The following is a 17,367-nucleotide window of genomic DNA, read 5'->3' on the forward strand; positions in this document are numbered from 1 at the left end:
GTCACAATCCCTCCGGTCCGTGTGGTGGCCTACGGAGCAGCTTCATCCGGGACTCCCGCGGGATGAGTGGCATGTTGATGACATGCGCCACCGCTCGCGCAGGGTCGATGCGGACGTAATTGGCCTGCCCCCATTGGAATTCCTGGCCGGTGATTTCGTCGCGCACCCAAAATCGCTCGTAGGGCTCCATACCCAATGCCGCCATATCCAAAAACAGGGTGGCCTCCTCGGCGCCGAACGCGTTGAGCGTCACCACCACCAACACACAGTCGCCGGTCGCAGGGTCGAACTTGCTGTAGGCCAGCAACGCGTCGTTGTCCACGCTGTGAAAATGGATGGTGCGCAACTGCTGCAGCGCGGGATGCAGACGGCGAATCTCGTTGAGCCGCGCGATGAACGGCTCGAGCGAGCGTCCCTCGGCGAGCGCACCCGCGAAATCGCGCGGCCGCAGTTCGTACTTCTCCGAGTCCAGGTACTCCTCGCTACCCTCCCGCACCGCGCGGTGTTCGAACAGCTCGTAGCCGGAATACACGCCCCACGCCGGGCCCATGGTCGCGGCCAGCACCGCGCGGATCGCGAACATGCCCGGGCCGTTGTGCTGCAGGATGGCATGCAGAATGTCCGGGGTGTTCACAAACAGGTTCGGGCGCCGGAAGTCCGCTGATCCGGCGATGGCGTCGCCGAATTCGATGAGTTCCTGCTTGGCCGTACGCCAGGTGAAGTAGCTGTAGGACTGGGTGAACCCGAGCTTCGCCAAACCGTACTGCCGGGCCGGCGGCGTGAAGGCCTCCGACAGGAAGAGCACGTCGGGGTCGATGCTCTTCGCCTGCGCGATCAGCCACGCCCAGAAGTTCGGCGGCTTGGTGTGCGGGTTGTCGACCCGAAAGAACTTGACGCCGTGGTCCATCCAGTGCCGGACGACGCGCAGGACTTCGTCGTAGAGACCCGCCGGGTCGTTGTCGAAGTTGAGCGGGTAGATGTCCTGATACTTCTTGGGCGGGTTCTCCGCATAGGCGATGGTGCCGTCGGGCAGTTCGGTGAACCACTCACGATGATCGCGTGCCCACGGATGGTCCGGCGCGCACTGCAACGCCAGGTCGAGCGCCACCTCCATGCCCAGTTCCCGGGCCGCGGCGACGAACGCGTCGAAGTCCTCGATGGTGCCCAGGTCGGGGTGGACGGCGTCATGGCCGCCCTCGTCACTGCCGATAGCCCACGGGGAACCGACATCTCCGGGCGCGGCGGTGGGAGAGTTGTTGCGGCCCTTGCGGTGAACCTTGCCGATCGGGTGGATCGGCGGCAGGTACACGACGTCGAAACCCATCGCCGCGATCCGCGGCAGCTGGGCGGCCGCCGTCGCGAACGTGCCGTGAACGGGGTTGCCCTCGGCGTCCCAGCCGCCGGTCGAGCGGGGGAACATCTCATACCAGGAGCCGAAGCGGGCCAGCGGACGATCCACCCAGACGCCGTACTGTTCGCCGCGCGTGACTATATCCCGCAATGGATACTCGGCCAGAATCTCCTCGGTTTCCGGCGCCAGCGCCAGCGCCGAACGGGTGACCGGGTCCCCGGGGTTCCGCAGCGCCTCGGCGGCCGCCAGGAGTGGGTCACGCCGCGCGCGGGGCACCCCCATCGCGGCGCGCTCCAACAGCGCGGCGCCGACCAGAAGGTCGTTGGACAGTTCCGTCTCACCCTGGCCGGCCTCCAGCTTGGCCACCACGCCGTGACGCCAGGAGTGGACGGGGTCGCCCCAGCCGTCCACCCGGAACGTCCACAGGCCGACCCGGTCGGGCGTGAATTGCCCGTGGAAGACATAGGGCTCGAGGCCCAACGTCATCGGCAGCAGCAGCGGCTTGACCCGTTGCTGGTCCACCCCTCCGTCGACTTCGGTTGCGGGCTTCACGGGAGCCTGAACCGCTTTGATCCGGCGGGTTTCGGTCACCTGCGGATAGCGCGGCCCGAGGTAGCGCACCACCAGGGTCGCGGCGCCGGCTTCGTGCCCTCCCCGCCACACCGCCGCGCGGACCGGGACGGTCTCGCCGACCACCGCCTTGGCGGGATACGCGCCGCAGGAAACGACGGGTTGGACGTCATCGATCTCGACACGACCAGGCACCACAGCTCCGTTCCGAATTGTGTGCGGCCAAACCGCGGTGTGCTCGTCGCGGAATGCCTCTCGTCTGGCGAAACTTCCTGTCGTGGGGAACTGCCTCTGCGGGGAAGCACCGTTGCGGCCCCGATAACTACCCGATACCCACCCTAGTGTCCGGTCACACCCTCGGCGGGAAAAGCGGGTCGCTGCCGCCGTGCGCGGGACGAAATCCTCAGTAAGGTAAGGACGCGTGAAAGCCCTCCGCCGCTTTACCGTCCGTGCACACCTTCCCGAACGGCTGGCCGCGCTCGACCAGCTGTCGACCAACTTGCGATGGTCGTGGGACAGGCCGACCCAGGACCTGTTCGCGACCGTCGACGTGGAGCTGTGGGAGCGGTGCGGCTCTGACCCGGTGGCGTTGCTGGGCGCGGTGAATCCGGCACGCCTCGACGAGCTGGCGCTCGACGAGGCGTTCCTGGGCCGGCTCGATGCGCTGGCCGCCGACCTGAACGACTACCTGAGCCGTCCGCTGTGGTACCAGCAGCAGCAAGCCGAAGGCGTGGCGATGCCGGCGGCCGTCGCCTATTTCTCGATGGAGTTCGGCGTGGCCGAGGTGTTGCCCAACTACTCCGGCGGCCTGGGCATCCTCGCCGGGGACCATCTGAAGTCGGCCTCCGATCTCGGGGTGCCGCTCGTGGCGGTGGGCCTGTACTACCGGTCCGGGTATTTCCGCCAGTCGCTCACCGCGGACGGCTGGCAGAACGAGACGTACCCGTCACTGGACCCCCAGGGGCTGCCGTTGCGACTCCTCACCGACGCCGCCGGGGACCCCGTCCTGGTCGAGTTGACGCTTCCCGATTCCGCCCAACTGCACGCGCGGATCTGGGTCGCGCAGGTCGGTCGGGTCCCGCTGTTGCTGCTCGATTCCGACGTCCCCGAGAACGAGCACGAGCTGCGCGGCATCACCGACCGGCTCTACGGCGGTGACCAGGAGCACCGGATGCGCCAAGAGCTGCTGGCCGGCATCGGCGGGGTGCGGGCGATCCGCGCGTTCACCGTCATCGAAGGCCTGCCCGCACCCGAGGTGTTTCACATGAACGAGGGGCACGCCGGGTTCCTCGGGGCGGAACGCATCCGCGAATTGATGACCGACGCCGGGTTGGACTTCGACACCGCGCTGACCGTCGTGCGATCCAGCACGGTGTTCACCACCCACACCCCGGTGGCCGCCGGCATCGACCGGTTCCCGATCGACATGGTGCGGCTGTATTTCGACGGGCATGCCGGAGATGACCCCGGTAACGGAGACGACCCCGACAAGAAGCCCGAGAAGGTCGGTAGCAAGGATGCGCCCGCGTTGTTGCCGGGTGTGCCGACTGCCCGCATCCTTGCGCTCGGCGCCGAGGACGATCCGACCAAGTTCAACATGGCGCACATGGGTTTGCGGCTGGCGCAGCGGGCCAACGGCGTCTCGCTGCTGCACGGCGAGGTGAGCCGCGCGATGTTCAACGAGCTGTGGCCGGGGTTCGACGCGGATGAGGTGCCGATCGGCTCGATCACCAACGGAGTTCACGCGCGCACCTGGGCGGCGCCCCAGTGGCTGCAGTTGGGGCGTGAGCTGGCCGGGTCGGATTCCTTCGGCGATCCCGGCGTGTGGCTGCGGCTGAAGCAGGTCGACGCGGGTCACCTCTGGTGGATCCGCTCGCAACTGCGCACGTTGCTGGTCGAGGACGTCAGGCGCCGGCTGCGCAAATCGTGGCTGGAACGCGGCGCGTCGGATGCCGAATTGGGTTGGATATCAACGGCATTCGATCCGAATGTGCTCACCATCGGTTTCGCCCGGCGGGTGCCCACCTATAAGCGCTTGACGCTGATGCTGCGCGATCCCCAGCGGCTCGAACGCCTGCTGCTCGATGAGGACAGGCCGATTCAGTTGATCGTCGCGGGGAAGTCGCACCCGGCCGACGACGGGGGCAAGGCGCTGATCCAGCAGGTCGTGCGCTTCGCCGACCGGCCCGAGGTGCGCCATCGCATCGCCTTCCTGCCCGACTACGACATGTCGATGGCGCGGCTGTTGTACTGGGGTTGCGACGTCTGGCTGAACAACCCGCTGCGGCCGCTGGAGGCCTGCGGCACCTCCGGGATGAAGAGCGCGCTCAACGGCGGCCTGAACCTGTCCATCCGCGATGGGTGGTGGGACGAATGGTACGACGGCGAAAACGGTTGGGAGATACCGTCTGCCGACGGCCTGAGTGACGAGGCGCGCCGCGACGACCTGGAGGCCAGCGCGCTCTATGACCTGCTGGAGCAGGCGGTGGCCCCGAAGTTCTACGAGCGTGACGAACACGGCGTGCCGCCCCGGTGGATCGAGATGGTGCGGCACACACTGCAGACGCTCGGACCGAAGGTGCTCGCCTCGCGCATGGTGCGCGACTACGTCGAGCAGTACTACACCCACGCGGCGCAGTCGCTGCGCAGGACCGTGGGCCCCGCCGAAGACGGTGAGGACGCCGGCGAGTTCGGCGCCGCCCGCGAGCTGGCCGCGTACCGTCGGCGCGCCAAAGAGGCCTGGCCCAAGATCTCCATCACCGATGTGGACAGCACGGGGCTGCCGGACACGCCGGTGCTCGGCTCCAAGCTGACGCTGACCGCCACCGTGGCGCTGGACGGGCTCGCGCCCGACGAGGTCAGGGTCCAAGGGCTGGTGGGCCGGGTGGATGCCAGCGACGCGCTCCTGGACCCGACCACCGTCGAGATGTCGTACACCGGCACCGCCGAAGGCGGCAACCAGGTGTTTTCGACGACGCTGTCGCTACCGCTGGCGGGGTCCGTCGGGTATACGGTGCGCGTGCTGCCCCATCACCCGATGCTCGCCGGCAGCGCCGAGCTCGGCCTGGTCACGCTGGCCCGCTGACGTCAAGCGGGCAGACCCTCGGCCGCGGTGCGCAGCCGCTCCAGCGCGGCGCGAACCTGCGCCGGGTTGGTGGTCTGCCAGAACGGCGGCAGCGAGGCCCGCAGGTAGCCGCCGTAGCCTGCGGTGGCCATCCGCGAATCCAGCACCGCGACGACTCCCCGGTCGTTGACGCGGCGCAACAGCCGGCCCGAGCCCTGCGCCAACAACAATGCGGCATGGCTGGCGGCGACCGCCATGAAGCCATTGCCGCCGTGCGCCGCGACCGCGCGTTGCCGCGCGCCCAGTAGCGGGTCGTCGGGGCGCGGGAACGGGATGCGGTCGATGAGCACCAGCGACAGTGATGGCCCGGGCACATCGACGCCCTGCCACAGCGACAAGGTGCCGAACAGGGACGTCGGCGCGTCGGCGCTGAACTGCTCGACCAGCGCGGAGGTGCTGTCGTCGCCTTGACACAGGACCGGCGTCGACAACCGTTGGCGCATGGCCTCCGCGGCGGCCCGGGCCGCCCGCATCGACGAGAACAACCCCAGAGTTCGTCCGCCCGCCGCGGTGATGAGCTCGGCGATCTCGGTCAGCTGCTCGGCAGATCCGGTGGCGTCCCGGCCCGGTGGCGGCAGGTGAGCCGCGACGTAGAGGATTCCGGCCTTGGCGTGCTGGAACGGCGAGCCGACGTCGACACCGCGCCAGCGGGTCGGCTCTGGCCCGGTGTCTTCGGCGGTCAGACCCCACGCCGCGGCCATCGCGTCGAAGGATCCGCCGATGGTCAGGGTCGCCGAGGTCAGCACCGTCGTGGAACGGGAGAACACCCGGCCGCGCAGCAGGCCCGCGACCGACAGGGGTGCCACCCGCAACACCGGCCGCATGGAGCCCCGGTTGTCCTCGTGATCGACCCACACCACCTCGGTGCGATCGGGAATCGCGGGGCCGAACGACGTGAGGGCCCGCGACGCGGTATCGGAGATCTCGCTCAGCGCCGCCACCGCTTCGGCGCGGGCCGCGGCCGCTTTCGCGTCGCTCGTGGTGTCGATCGCCGAGCGCGCGGCGCTCGCGGCGTCGCGCAGCGCGGTGAGGTAGGTCGCCAGCTCCTCGTCGAGGCGGTCGATGCGGCCCGGCGTGGCTTCGTGGATCGCCGCCGCGAAGTTGGCCGTCGCCGCTTCGAGCCGTTGTGTCAGTTCGGGATTCACCAACCGCGCGATCCGCCTTGCCGCGACGCCCAGGGTGGCCGGCGTCAGCTCCGCGGTGGCCACCGAGGTCACCCGGTCGACCAATTCGTGGGCCTCGTCCACGACCAGCAGCGCGTGTTCGGGCAGCACCGCAGAGTCGGCGACCGCGTCGATGGCCAGCAGCGCGTGGTTGGTGACGACGATGTCGGCTCCGCCGGCCCGGCTGCGCGCCCGTTCGGAGAAGCATTCCGAGCCGAACGGGCAGCGGGCCACGCCCAGGCACTCCCGCGCCGAAACGCTGACCTGGGACCACGATCGATCCGGCACACCGGGTTTCAGGTCGTCGCGGTCACCGGAATCGGTCGTCGACGCCCAGGCGGTGAGTCGCTGGACGTCGCGTCCCAGCGCGGTGGCTGCCATGGGGTCGAAGAGCTCCTCCTGCGGCCGGTCCCCCGCATCCTCCTCGGCTTCGGCGCCGCCGTTGTGAATTTTGTTCAGACACAGATAGTTTCGGCGGCCCTTGAGGAGCGCGAACTGCGGGCGGCGGGGGAGCGCGTCGACGATGGAATCGATCAGCCTGGGCAGATCGCGGTCGACGAGCTGCCGCTGCAGCGCGATGGTGGCGGTGGACACGACGACCGGTGAGTCGTCGTCGATGGCCCGGACGATCGCGGGCACCAGGTAGGCCAGCGACTTTCCGGTGCCCGTACCGGCCTGCACGACGAGATGCTCGCCGGTTTCGAACGCCCGTGCCACGGCGTTGGCCATCTCGAGTTGGCCGCTGCGTTCACTGCCGCCGAGGGCGGCCACGGCGACGGCCAGCAACTCGGGCACGGACACCTCGGACGTGATCAGCCTCTTTTGCTCTGCGGTGTTACCGAGCCGGCGGGGATCAGGGTCGTGGGGATCGCGGGCTCCCCGCTCGACAGGTTCAGACCCTCCCACGGCAGACTGCGCAGTCCGGAAGCTACCAGCTCGCGCGCCGCGGCCACATTCGGTTCGGACACCGCCTCGCCGCCGCGGACCAGCGGGACGGTTAACACCCGGTACGGCTCGGTCACCGGGGGCCGATGGCCCGCGGGATACACCAGCTCCTCGGTGACCGTGCCGGACGGGCGTGTCAGGCGCACCGCCTCTTTACGGCCGCCGCGGGATTCCTTGTGGCTGCTGCGCTTTTGCACCGGCATCCCGTCGACTTCGACGAGCTTGTAGACCATGTTCGCCGTCGGTGCGCCCGAGCCCGTCACCAGCGAGGTGCCGACGCCGTAACTGTCCACCGGTTCGGCACCCAGGGCGGCGATGGAGAACTCGTCGAGGTCACTGGAGACCACGATGCGGGTCCGGTGGGCCCCCAACCGGTCGAGCTGCTCGCGGACCTGGCGCGCCAGGACACCCAGCTCGCCCGAGTCGATGCGGACTGCGCCGAGCGACTCCCCGGCGGCGGTCACCGCATTGGCCACACCGGTCGTCACGTCATATGTGTCCACCAGCAGCGTGGTGCCGACGCCCAGCGCCGCCACCTGGGCGCGGAAGGCGGCCAGCTCGGTCACCTCGGCGGGTTCCCCGCTCGCGTGCAGCATGGTGAACGCGTGCGCCGAGGTGCCCTCCGCGGGGATTCCGTATCGGCGCTGCGCCTCCAGATTGGAGGACGCGGCGAAGCCGGCGATATAGGCGGCCCGTGCCGCTGCGACCGCGGCGTGTTCGTGGGTTCTCCGCGATCCCATCTCAATCAACGGACGGTCCCTGGCCGCACTCACCATCCGTGCCGCCGCGGACGCGACCGCCGTGTCGTGGTTGAAGATCGACAATGCCAGCGTCTCGAGCACGACACATTCGGCGAAAGTGCCGGTCACCGACAGCACGGGAGAGCCGGGGAAGTACAGCTCGCCTTCCGCGTAGCCGTCGATGTCGCCGGTGAACCGGAATTCGCGCAAGTAACGCAACGTGTCCGCATCGAGGAACCGCGCCAGCATCTGACACGCCTCGTCGTCGAAGCCGAACCGCGGCAACGCTTCGAGCAACCGGCCGGTCCCGCAGACCACGCCGTACCGGCGGCCCTCGGGGAGTCGGCGGGCGAACAACTCGAAGGTCGTCGGGCGAGAGGCGGTGCCGTCGCGCAACGCCGCGTCCAGCATCGTCAACTCGTATTTGTCGGTAAGCAGCCCAGTTACGACCGGGTCGTTCATTCCATAACGGTATCGGCTGGCGTCGGGGGCTCGGAAACGTCACCCGGCCCTCGGTATCGTGTAAGCCATGGTTGTAATGTCAGCGCCCGCTAAGCCGGGCACTACAGGACAACGCGAGTCCGCTCCGGTAGACGTCACGGCGAGCCCGTGGGTCACGATCGTGTGGGACGACCCGGTCAATCTGATGACCTACGTGACGTATGTGTTCCAGAAGTTGTTCGGCTATAGCGAGCCGCACGCCACCAAGCTGATGTTGCAGGTACACAACGAAGGCAGGGCGGTGGTGTCGGCCGGCAGCCGGGAGTCCATGGAAGTCGACGTGTCCAAGCTGCATGCCGCCGGGTTGTGGGCGACCATGCAGCAGGACCGCTGATCCTCGAGGGCTTCGGCGATTACCTGTGCGCAAGTGGAAGCGCGTCGAGACCGCGGACGGTCCCCGTTTTCGGTCCGCCCTGGCGTCTCATGAGGCGGCACTGCTGAGAAACCTGGCCACAGCCATGGTCGGGTTGCTCGACGAGCGTGAATCCTCCGCGCCCGCAGACGAACTCGAGGAGATCACCGGCATAAAGACCGGGAACAGCGATCCCCCGAAGGATCCGACTCTGCGCCGGCTGCTGCCCGATTTCTTCCGTCAAGACGACGGTCACGCGCTGGGCCCCGACGATGCGGACAGCCTCAACGCCGCGCTGCGCAGCCTGCACGAGCCCGAGATCATCGACGCCAAACGCCTTGCGGCACAACGGTTGTTGGACACCGTTCCCAGTGGCGGCGGACGGTTCGACCTCACCGAGGAGGATGCGAACGCCTGGGTCGCGGCGGTCAACGACATCCGGCTGACGCTGGGAGTGATGCTCGAGGTCGGCCCGGAGGGACCCGAGCGCCTGCCCGCCGATCACCCGCTGGCCGTGCACTTCGACGTTTACCAGTGGTTGACCGTGTTGCAGGAGTACCTCGTCCTGGTGCTGATGGGGAACAGATGACCCAGTTGGCTGCCGGATGAACGCCATCACCGACGTCGCGGGCATCCGCGTCGGCCACCATCACCGGCTCGACCCCGACGCGACCCTCGGCCAAGGATGGGCCCGCGGCGTCACCGTCGTGCTGACCCCGCCCGGCACCGTGGGCGCGGTCGACTGCCGCGGCGGCGCGCCCGGTACCCGGGAGACCGACCTGCTGGACCCGGCCAACACCGTCCGGTACGTCGACGCGGTGTTGCTCGCCGGTGGCAGCGCCTACGGTCTGGCCGCCGCCGACGGCGTCATGCGCTGGCTCGAGGAGCGGGAACGCGGCGTGGCGATGGACGGCGGGGTGGTGCCCATCGTGCCCGGCGCGGTGATCTTCGACCTGCCCGTCGGTGGCTGGGACCGACGCCCGACGGCGGAGTTCGGCTACCTGGCCTGCGAAGCCGCCGTGGGCCGTGCGGATGCGCCGGCGGTGGGGAGCGTCGGCGCCGGCGTCGGGGCACGTGCCGGGGTGCTCAAGGGCGGCGTCGGGACGGCCTCGACGGCGCTGCCGTGCGGGGTGACCGTCGGCGCGGTGGTCGTGGTGAACTCCGCCGGTGATGTCGCCGACCGGGCCACCGGTCTGCCGTGGATGGCGGACTTGATCGAGGAGTTCGCCCTGCGGCCGCCGCCGGGCGAGCAGGTCGACGCCTTCGCCCGCCTGCCGACCGCGTCCGGGCCGCTCGAGAACCCGCTCAACACCGTCATCGGGGTGGTTGCGACCGACGCGGCGCTGAGCCCGGCCGCGTGCCGGCGCGTCGCCGTCGCCGCCCAGGACGGGCTGGCGCGCACCATTCGGCCCGCGCACACCCCGTACGACGGCGACACCGTGTTCGCCCTGGCGACGGGGGCGGTAGAAGTGCCGGCCCCGCCCGACGCGCCCGCCTCCTTTTCGCCGGAGATGCGGCTGGCCGCGGAGGTGGGTGCCGCCGCGGCCGACTGCGTCGCGCGTGCGGTGCTGGCCGGCGTCTTCGCCGCCGATCCGGTCGCCGGCATACCGACCTACCGCGACATCTTGCCCGGGGCGTTCGCCCCATGAGGGGTTCGCCACCGCCCGCGCCGGTAACCTGCAGCTATGGGTAAGACCACCCCCAAGGGACGCCCCGGCGCACCGGCCAAGCAGCCGAAGCGGCCCGCGTGGGTGGTGGGCGGGACGACGATCCTCACCTTCGTCGCCCTGCTCTACCTGATCGAGCTCATCGACCAGCTGACCGGGCATTCCCTGGACGAGAACGGCATCCGGCCGCTCGAAGCCGACGGCCTGTGGGGAATCATCTTCGCGCCGGTCCTGCACGCCAACTGGCAGCATCTGATGGCCAACACGATCCCGCTGTTGGTGCTGGGTTTCCTGATGGCGCTCGCCGGTCTCAGCCGGTTCATCTGGGCCACTGCGATCGTGTGGATCCTGGGCGGCTTCGGCACCTGGCTCATCGGCAACGTGGGCAGCGCCTGCGGTCCGACCGACCACATCGGGGCCTCCGGCCTGATCTTCGGCTGGCTGGCCTTCCTGCTCGTGTTCGGGATCTTCGTGCGCAGGTTCGCCGACATCGCGATCGGGCTGGTGGTGTTGTTCGCCTACGGCGGCGTGCTGCTGGGCGCCATGCCGGTGCTCGGCAGATGCGGTGGGGTGTCGTGGCAGGGGCACCTGTGCGGTGCTCTCGCCGGCGTCGTCGCCGCCTACTGGTTGTCCGCACCGGAACGTAAGGCCCGCGCGAAGAGAAAAGCCGGCACCGCGTTGCCGCGTCCCAAGACATGAGCTCGCCGATGGCGCCCGTCGGGATCTTCGATTCCGGCGTCGGCGGGCTGACCGTCGCGCGGGCAATCATCGACCAATTGCCCGACGAGGACATCGTCTACGTCGGCGACACCGGCCACGGGCCATACGGTCCGCTCACCATCCCCGAGGTTCGCGCGCATGCGCTTGCCATCGGGGACGACCTCGTCGAGCGCGGGGTCAAGGCGTTGGTGATCGCGTGCAACACGGCGTCGGCGGCATGCCTGCGGGACGCGCGCGAACGCTACGACGTACCGGTCGTCGAGGTGATCCTGCCGGCGGTGCGTCGCGCGGTCGCCACGACCCGCAACGGCCGCATCGGCGTCATCGGCACGCAGGCCACCATCAACTCGCACGCGTACCAGGACGCGTTTGCCGCCGCCCGCGATACCGAGATCACCGCCGTGGCGTGTCCGCGCTTCGTCGATTTCGTGGAGCGGGGCGTGACCAGCGGGCGCCAGGTGCTCGGGCTGGCCGAGGGCTACCTCGAACCGCTGCAGCGCGCGCAGGTCGACACGCTGGTGCTCGGGTGCACGCACTATCCGCTGCTGTCCGGGTTGATCCAGCTCGCGATGGGCGAGCACGTGACGCTGGTGTCGAGCGCCGAGGAAACCGCCAAGGAGGTGCTTCGGGTGCTCACCGAACGTGAGCTCCTGCGCCCTCATGACGCCCCGCCCGCGACACGGGTCTTCGAGGCGACCGGCGACCCCGAGGCGTTCACCGCGTTGGCGGCGCGGTTCCTGGGCCCCGCGGTCACCGGCGTGCAACCCGTTCACCACGTGAGAATTGAGTAGTGCTGATGGCGGCGAGATTCTCATCACACGAATGCGGCGATGTTTTCGTCACGGTCCTACCGGGCATGGCACAGTAGTGTCCGTGCGAATAACCGTGCTCGGCTGCTCGGGCAGCGTGGTGGGGCCGGATTCGCCCGCGTCGGGTTATCTGCTTCGGGCACCGGATACACCGCCGATGGTCATCGACTTCGGCGGCGGCGTGCTGGGCGCGCTCCAGCGCTACGCCGATCCCGCCTCAGTGCACGTGCTCTTGTCCCATCTGCACGCCGACCACTGCCTCGATCTGCCCGGCCTGTTCGTGTGGCGGCGCTACCACCCGTCGCGGCCGGACGGTAAGGCGCTGTTGTACGGCCCCGGCGACACCTGGTCGAGGTTGGGTGCGGCGTCGTCGCCGTACGGCGGCGAAATCGATGACTGCTCAGACATTTTCGACGTTCGGCACTGGGTCGACGGCGAACCGGTCACGCTCGGCTCGCTCACGGTGACGCCGCGGGTAGTGGCCCACCCGACCGAGTCGTACGGCCTGCGGATCACCGATTCGACCGGCGCCTCGCTGGTCTACAGCGGTGACACCGGAATGTGTGAGCAACTGGTCGAGCTGGCCCGGGACGCCGACGTCTTCCTGTGCGAAGCCTCCTGGACGCATTCGCCGGACCGTCCGCCCGCGCTCCATCTGTCGGGCACCGAGGCCGGCCGGGCGGCGGCGCAGGCCGGCGTTCGCGAACTGTTGCTGACGCACATCCCGCCGTGGACCTCGCGGGAGGACGTGATCAGCGAGGCCAAGGCCGAGTTCGACGGCCCCGTGCATGCGGTGGTGTGCGGCGAGACGTTCGACATCCGCCGCTCCGAAAGGGTCTGAGCACCCCGCGTTAGGGTTGGCGTCGTGACGAGACGAGAAGACGGTCGCCTTGACGACGAGCTTCGCCCCGTGGTCATCACCCGGGGATTCACCGAGCACCCAGCGGGGTCGGTGCTCATCGAGTTCGGGCACACCAAGGTCATGTGCACCGCCAGCGTCACCGACGGGGTGCCGCGCTGGCGCAAAGGATCGGGTCTCGGCTGGCTGACCGCCGAGTACGCGATGCTGCCGTCGGCCACCCACACGCGCTCCGACCGCGAATCCGTGAAGGGACGCTTGTCCGGCCGCACCCAGGAGATCAGCAGGCTGATCGGCCGGTCGCTGCGGGCCTGCATCGACCTGGCGGCGTTGGGGGAGAACACCATCGCCGTCGACTGCGACGTGCTGCAGGCCGACGGCGGCACCCGGACCGCCGCCATCACGGGTGCCTTCGTGGCGCTGGCCGACGCCGTGACGTACCTGGCCGCGGCGGGCAAGTTGTCCGATCCCCGGCCGTTGTCCTGCGCCATCGCGGCCGTCAGCGTCGGGGTGGTCGACGGCAGGATCCGGGTGGACCTGCCGTACGAGGAGGACGCGCGGGCCGAGGTCGACATGAACGTCGTCGCCACCGACACCGGGACGCTCGTGGAGGTGCAGGGGACCGGCGAGGGCGCGACCTTCCCGCGCTCGACGCTGGACAAACTGCTCGACGTGGCGCTCGCCGCCTGCGACAAGTTGTTCGCCGCCCAGCGCGAGGCGCTGGCACTGCCTTATCCGGGTGAGTTGCCCGAGAGTGGCCCGGCGCCCAAGTCTTTCGGCAGCTGACACCCCGCGTTGGCGACGGAGCGCCGAAGCGTCCGGTGGCTCAGCTCGCGCCCGCCGCGATCACCTGGTCCACCTCGAGGGCCCGGTCGGCCATCTCGGCGTGTGCCTTATCCAGAGCCTCGGCCTGGTCTTCGTCGGCCTTCATCAGCGCCTCGATGTCGACGCCCGCCATGTCGTGGACACCCATGTCCCGGAAGGCCTTCTGCACCTTCTCGCCCCACAGCCCGATGTCCTTGACGATCGGCACGATGCGGCTGAACAGGTGTGACCGGAACTGGATCATCAGCGGGGACGTGTCGACCCACTCGGCGCACGCTTGGACGTCCAGGCCGAGGGTCTCGAAGACCTCCTCGCCGCGGAACCGGTCGCGCATCAGGTAGCAGGCGTCCACGACGAACTCTTCGCGCTCGTCCCACTCGGCCTCGGTCAGTGCGGAGTAGTAGTCCTTCAGTGAGATGCGGCCGAACGCGACGTGCCGGGCCTCGTCCTGCATGACGTAGGCGAGCACCCCCTTGGCCAGCGAGTCGGGCGCCGCCATGTCACGCAGCACCCCGAAGGCGGCGAGGGCAAGCCCCTCGATGAGCACCTGCATGCCGAGGTAGGGCATGTCCCAGCGGGAGTCGTGCAAGGTGTCGTCCAGCAGTGCGGTCAGGTGCTTGTTGATCGGGTAGACCACCCCGACCTTCTCCTGCAGGAACCGCGAGAACGCCTCGACGTGTCGGGCCTCATCCATGGTCTGGGTGGCCGCGTAGAACTTCGCGTCCAAGTCCGGGACGACCTCGACGATCTTGGCCGCGCACACCATCGCGCCCTGCTCGCCGTGCAGGAACTGCGAGAACTGCCAGGCCTGGAAGTGCTGGCGCATCTCGGCGCGACGTGCGTCGTCTGCGGCGTCCCACATCGGGCTGCCGAACAGCGGATGAAATTCGTCGGGCAGCCCAACCGGGTTCATCGGGTCGACGTCTTGCGCCCAGTCGATGCGCGACTGGGCATCCCACTGCTTGTCCTTTCCCTTTTGGTAGAGGGAAAGAAGTCGGGCGCGCCCTTCGTCGTACTCCCAGGTGAAGCGCGCGTTGCCGGTGCTGGGCACCTCCCACGAGTACGGGGAGGGCACGTCGGTGTACTTGTCCCTCGTGGTCATGAGCTGTCCCTCTCTGCCTGGTATGACCAGTGGTCATATGACGTGTATCACAGTGCGCCGCGCTCGGCGGGGCTGTCAAGCCTTTCGACGTCGGAGGTCCTGGTCGGACCTAGGCCGGGCTGAAGGCGGCGCCGCCGATTCCGGCTAATTTGTTGTCGTACGCGTGGGTGGCTCTTGGGGAGGCGACGGCATGGATCGGACCAACCGGTGACCGAGTTGCTGGTCGCCAGCCGCAATACCAAGAAGCTGGCCGAATTGCGCCGGGTGCTCGACGCGGCCGGCTTGACGGCGCTGAGGCTGGTGTCTCTTCGCGACGTCCCCTCCTTCGACGAAGCGCCCGAAGACGGCGCAACCTTCGAAGACAACGCGTTGGCCAAGGCGAGGGACGCCTTCGCCGCGACGGGCCTGGCTTCGGTGGCCGACGACTCCGGTCTGGAGGTGGCCGCGTTGAACGGCATGCCCGGGGTGCTGTCGGCGCGCTGGTCGGGCCGGCACGGCGACGACGCGGCGAACACCGCGCTGCTGCTGGCGCAGTTGCGTGACGTGCCCGACGAGCGGCGCGGTGCCGCCTTCGTGTCCGCCTGCGCCCTGGCCGGCCCGGCCGGCGAGGTCGTCGTACGCGGCGAGTGGACCGGCAGCATCGCACGAGAACCGCGGGGGGATGGCGGTTTCGGCTATGACCCGGTCTTCGTGCCGGACGGCTCCGACCGCACCGCGGCGGAGCTCAGCCCCGAGGAGAAGGACGCCGTCTCCCATCGCGGTCGCGCTCTCGCGCTGCTGGTACCGGCGCTGCGCGAGCTGGCATAGGGCGTTCGCAGCGTCGGGCCGGCAGCGTACGAGCCCTACAGCCCGAAGCGCGCCTTGACGTCCCTGGTCTGGAAGTGCTCGACGATGATCCCCAGCAGCGGGATGGTCCCGGCGAGCAGCACACCGATCGTCTTGGCAATCGGCCAGCGCACCTTGACCGCCAGATTGAACGCGGTCAGCACATAGATGAAGTACACCCAGCCGTGGACCACCTCGATCCAGCGGATCTCGTGGTGCAAGACGAGGTGCGAGACGATCTCGTAGCACAGCGCGATCAGCCACAGACCCGTCGCCCACGCCATGACCCGGTAGCCGAGCAACGCGGTGCGGATCTTCTCGACGGGGAATGCCGACGCCGACGCCTCGGGCGTCTCCGGTGTGGTCATGCGGTGGTCCTGTTCTGTTTCTCGGTGTCCTGTTTGGCAAGCTCGGCCAGGTAGGCGTTGTACTCCGACAGCGCGGGATCGTCGGACGGTGGTTGCATCGGCCCGGGGCGCTCGGGCAGCAGGCCGGCGGGTATCTCGGTGAGCCCGGTGTCGCGGCGGGGTTCCGGCGGCATCTCTTCGTAGCGCACGTATTTGCGATACGCATATATGCAGAACCAGGCGAACAGCGGCCACTGCAGCGCGTAGCCGAGGTTCTGGAACGTGCCCGATACCGACTGGAACCGGGTCCACTGCCACCAGCCCAGCGCGAGGCAGCCGCAGGCCGCGACGATCACCAAGGCGATCAGCGCGGGCCTGCGACGACGGGTAGTGGACACCCCTTGACGGTACCGCTCACGATTTGGGTCCGACGAATTCGTCGAGGCATACCACAACCGCGTCCGTCCGTGCCCTCAGCGGTACGATCGGCACGCTGCGGGCGTGGTGGAATTGGCAGACACCCCGGCTTTAGGTGCCGGTGCTCGAAAGAGCGTGGGGGTTCGAGTCCCTCCGCCCGCACTCCGATATCGCGATCGTCAGGCGTCAAACCGTCCGTGCGGGGTACATGCACTGCACGGACACGAGGAGACGCCATGGCCACCGGAAACCAACCACTCGAGGAAGCCCTCACCGCGAAGGACGTAGAGCGCGCCGAAGGCAGGGCCGCGGCGGCCCGCGAACGCGCGGCCCAAGCCGGGCTGTCGGCCGCGCGCAGCTTCGAGGAATCGGCCCTCAGGCACGAAGAAGTCGCACGGGTGCAGGACGAGACGGTCGAACAAGGCGTGTCGCATGTCGACGTGCACCGCGAATCGGCGGCTCACCATCGCGAATTTGCCGCCGAGGACCGCAAGCTGGCCGAGTTGAAGCGTAAGGAGTCCGAGGCCGACCTCGCCGTGGACTAAGCGTCCAGGAAGCGCGCGCGAACCTCCGGTGGCGGCAACGGACACGTGTCGTGTTTGCCGAAGATGCGATAGCGGACGCCGGCGAACTTGTCGTAGAGCCAGTCGCGCAGGGGAGTGGGGATGACGCGGGCCGCTCGGAGCAGCTTCCACGGCCCGCCGAGGTAATCGACCACCCGCATGGCGGCGGCGGACCGGACGGCCACGCGTTCAGTGGGCTGGCCGGGCTCGTCGACGAAAACCATCGAATCCACGTTCCCGATAGCCGGATGCCGATCGAAGACGGCCCGGGCGAAGTCGCTGTCGAGCGCCGCGAAGCGCAGCGTGCCGTTCGGGTCGAACCGGAGGATCGTCTGCACCGCCGAGTTGCAGACACCACAGACCCCGTCGTAGAGCAATACCGGCGACGCCGACGACTCACCGCTCACACCACCAGGCTACTAGCCGCCCGCCGCCGACCCTGGTTTGACCTTTGGTAAGGCAACCCTTAGTTTTGCGGTAACTTATC

At 68.8% G+C, this 17,367-nt stretch carries 17 protein-coding genes and 1 tRNA gene; 11 read left to right on the forward strand and 7 right to left on the reverse strand.

The genetic code is table 11. From position 1 onward, the window contains the following. Position 1: 1 nt before the first annotated feature. Positions 2 to 2,116: an alpha-1,4-glucan--maltose-1-phosphate maltosyltransferase gene (locus C1737_RS00675; protein WP_199182763.1), complete on the reverse strand. Its 2,115-nt coding sequence runs from the start codon at positions 2,114 to 2,116 to the stop codon at positions 2 to 4. Positions 2,117 to 2,342: 226 nt separating this feature from the next. Here C1737_RS00675 and glgP point away from each other — a divergent pair, with 226 nt between their 5' ends. Continuing rightward, a complete protein-coding gene (glgP, locus tag C1737_RS00680) occupies positions 2,343 to 5,006 on the forward strand; it encodes an alpha-glucan family phosphorylase (RefSeq protein WP_102416948.1) in 2,664 nt (887 codons plus the stop codon). Positions 5,007 to 5,008: 2 nt separating this feature from the next. Here glgP and C1737_RS00685 read toward each other — a convergent pair whose 3' ends face one another. Beyond that, positions 5,009 to 7,024, reverse strand: coding sequence for an ATP-dependent DNA helicase (locus C1737_RS00685; protein ID WP_068093491.1), 2,016 nt, complete (start codon positions 7,022 to 7,024; stop codon positions 5,009 to 5,011). Further along, positions 7,021 to 8,355 carry a nicotinate phosphoribosyltransferase gene (locus C1737_RS00690; RefSeq protein WP_068093372.1) on the reverse strand — a complete coding sequence of 445 codons (1,335 nt, stop codon included), beginning with the start codon at positions 8,353 to 8,355 and terminating at the stop codon, positions 7,021 to 7,023. Before C1737_RS00690 ends, C1737_RS00685 begins: the two co-directional genes overlap by 4 nt. Positions 8,356 to 8,422: 67 nt before the next feature. On the opposite strand from C1737_RS00690, the gene clpS reads away from it, so the two are divergent. From clpS to rph, 7 genes are all read left to right on the forward strand, one after another. Continuing rightward, positions 8,423 to 8,728 carry an ATP-dependent Clp protease adapter ClpS gene (gene clpS, locus C1737_RS00695; RefSeq protein ID WP_067922479.1) on the forward strand — a complete coding sequence of 102 codons (306 nt, stop codon included), beginning with the start codon at positions 8,423 to 8,425 and terminating at the stop codon, positions 8,726 to 8,728. 25 nt (positions 8,729 to 8,753) lie between these two features. Next, on the forward strand, positions 8,754 to 9,335 hold the full coding sequence (locus C1737_RS00700; RefSeq protein WP_068093377.1) for a DUF2017 domain-containing protein: 582 nt from the start codon (positions 8,754 to 8,756) through the stop codon (positions 9,333 to 9,335). A gap of 16 nt (positions 9,336 to 9,351) precedes the next feature. Beyond that, entirely contained in the window at positions 9,352 to 10,395 is a 1,044-nt protein-coding gene (locus C1737_RS00705) for a P1 family peptidase (protein ID WP_068093381.1), read from the forward strand. A 36-nt stretch (positions 10,396 to 10,431) separates the two neighbouring features. Then, positions 10,432 to 11,112, forward strand: coding sequence for a rhomboid family intramembrane serine protease (locus C1737_RS00710; RefSeq protein ID WP_067922470.1), 681 nt, complete (start codon positions 10,432 to 10,434; stop codon positions 11,110 to 11,112). Further along, positions 11,109 to 11,924 carry a glutamate racemase gene (gene murI / locus C1737_RS00715; protein ID WP_067922467.1) on the forward strand — a complete coding sequence of 272 codons (816 nt, stop codon included), beginning with the start codon at positions 11,109 to 11,111 and terminating at the stop codon, positions 11,922 to 11,924. The genes C1737_RS00710 and murI overlap by 4 nt, the downstream gene beginning before the upstream one ends. 76 nt (positions 11,925 to 12,000) lie before the next feature. Then, a complete protein-coding gene (locus C1737_RS00720; RefSeq protein WP_199182764.1) occupies positions 12,001 to 12,783 on the forward strand; it encodes a cyclic nucleotide-degrading phosphodiesterase in 783 nt (260 codons plus the stop codon). Positions 12,784 to 12,807: 24 nt separating this feature from the next. Further along, a complete protein-coding gene (gene rph, locus C1737_RS00725) occupies positions 12,808 to 13,587 on the forward strand; it encodes a ribonuclease PH (RefSeq protein WP_067922461.1) in 780 nt (259 codons plus the stop codon). A gap of 40 nt (positions 13,588 to 13,627) precedes the next feature. Here the strand turns inward: rph and C1737_RS00730 are convergent, their stop codons facing one another. Beyond that, complete coding sequence (locus C1737_RS00730) at positions 13,628 to 14,728, reverse strand: ferritin-like domain-containing protein (protein WP_102416950.1); 1,101 nt, start codon at positions 14,726 to 14,728, stop codon at positions 13,628 to 13,630. A 207-nt stretch (positions 14,729 to 14,935) separates the two neighbouring features. Here C1737_RS00730 and rdgB point away from each other — a divergent pair, with 207 nt between their 5' ends. After that, a complete protein-coding gene (gene rdgB / locus C1737_RS00735) occupies positions 14,936 to 15,535 on the forward strand; it encodes an RdgB/HAM1 family non-canonical purine NTP pyrophosphatase (protein WP_102416951.1) in 600 nt (199 codons plus the stop codon). A 35-nt stretch (positions 15,536 to 15,570) separates the two neighbouring features. On the opposite strand, the gene C1737_RS00740 is transcribed toward rdgB, so the two are convergent. Together C1737_RS00740 and C1737_RS00745 are read right to left on the reverse strand one after the other, a co-directional pair. Next, entirely contained in the window at positions 15,571 to 15,921 is a 351-nt protein-coding gene (locus tag C1737_RS00740) for a DUF3817 domain-containing protein (protein WP_067922452.1), read from the reverse strand. Beyond that, positions 15,918 to 16,298: a hypothetical protein gene (locus C1737_RS00745; protein ID WP_068093395.1), complete on the reverse strand. Its 381-nt coding sequence runs from the start codon at positions 16,296 to 16,298 to the stop codon at positions 15,918 to 15,920. The genes C1737_RS00740 and C1737_RS00745 overlap by 4 nt, the downstream gene beginning before the upstream one ends. Before the next feature lie 97 nt (positions 16,299 to 16,395). On the opposite strand from C1737_RS00745, the gene C1737_RS00750 reads away from it, so the two are divergent. Both C1737_RS00750 and C1737_RS00755 read left to right on the forward strand, forming a co-directional pair. Further along, positions 16,396 to 16,479 (forward strand) — tRNA-Leu (locus C1737_RS00750). Positions 16,480 to 16,553: 74 nt separating this feature from the next. Further along, positions 16,554 to 16,862 carry a hypothetical protein gene (locus tag C1737_RS00755; RefSeq protein ID WP_102416952.1) on the forward strand — a complete coding sequence of 103 codons (309 nt, stop codon included), beginning with the start codon at positions 16,554 to 16,556 and terminating at the stop codon, positions 16,860 to 16,862. Here C1737_RS00755 and C1737_RS00760 read toward each other — a convergent pair. Beyond that, entirely contained in the window at positions 16,859 to 17,287 is a 429-nt protein-coding gene (locus C1737_RS00760) for a thiol-disulfide oxidoreductase DCC family protein (RefSeq protein WP_068093399.1), read from the reverse strand. The two genes, C1737_RS00755 and C1737_RS00760, sit on opposite strands and share 4 nt — an antisense overlap. Positions 17,288 to 17,367 lie beyond the last annotated feature (80 nt).

It is taken from the genome of Mycobacterium sp. 4858, from assembly GCF_900240975.1.
Classification (GTDB): Bacteria; Actinomycetota; Actinomycetes; order Mycobacteriales; family Mycobacteriaceae; genus Mycobacterium.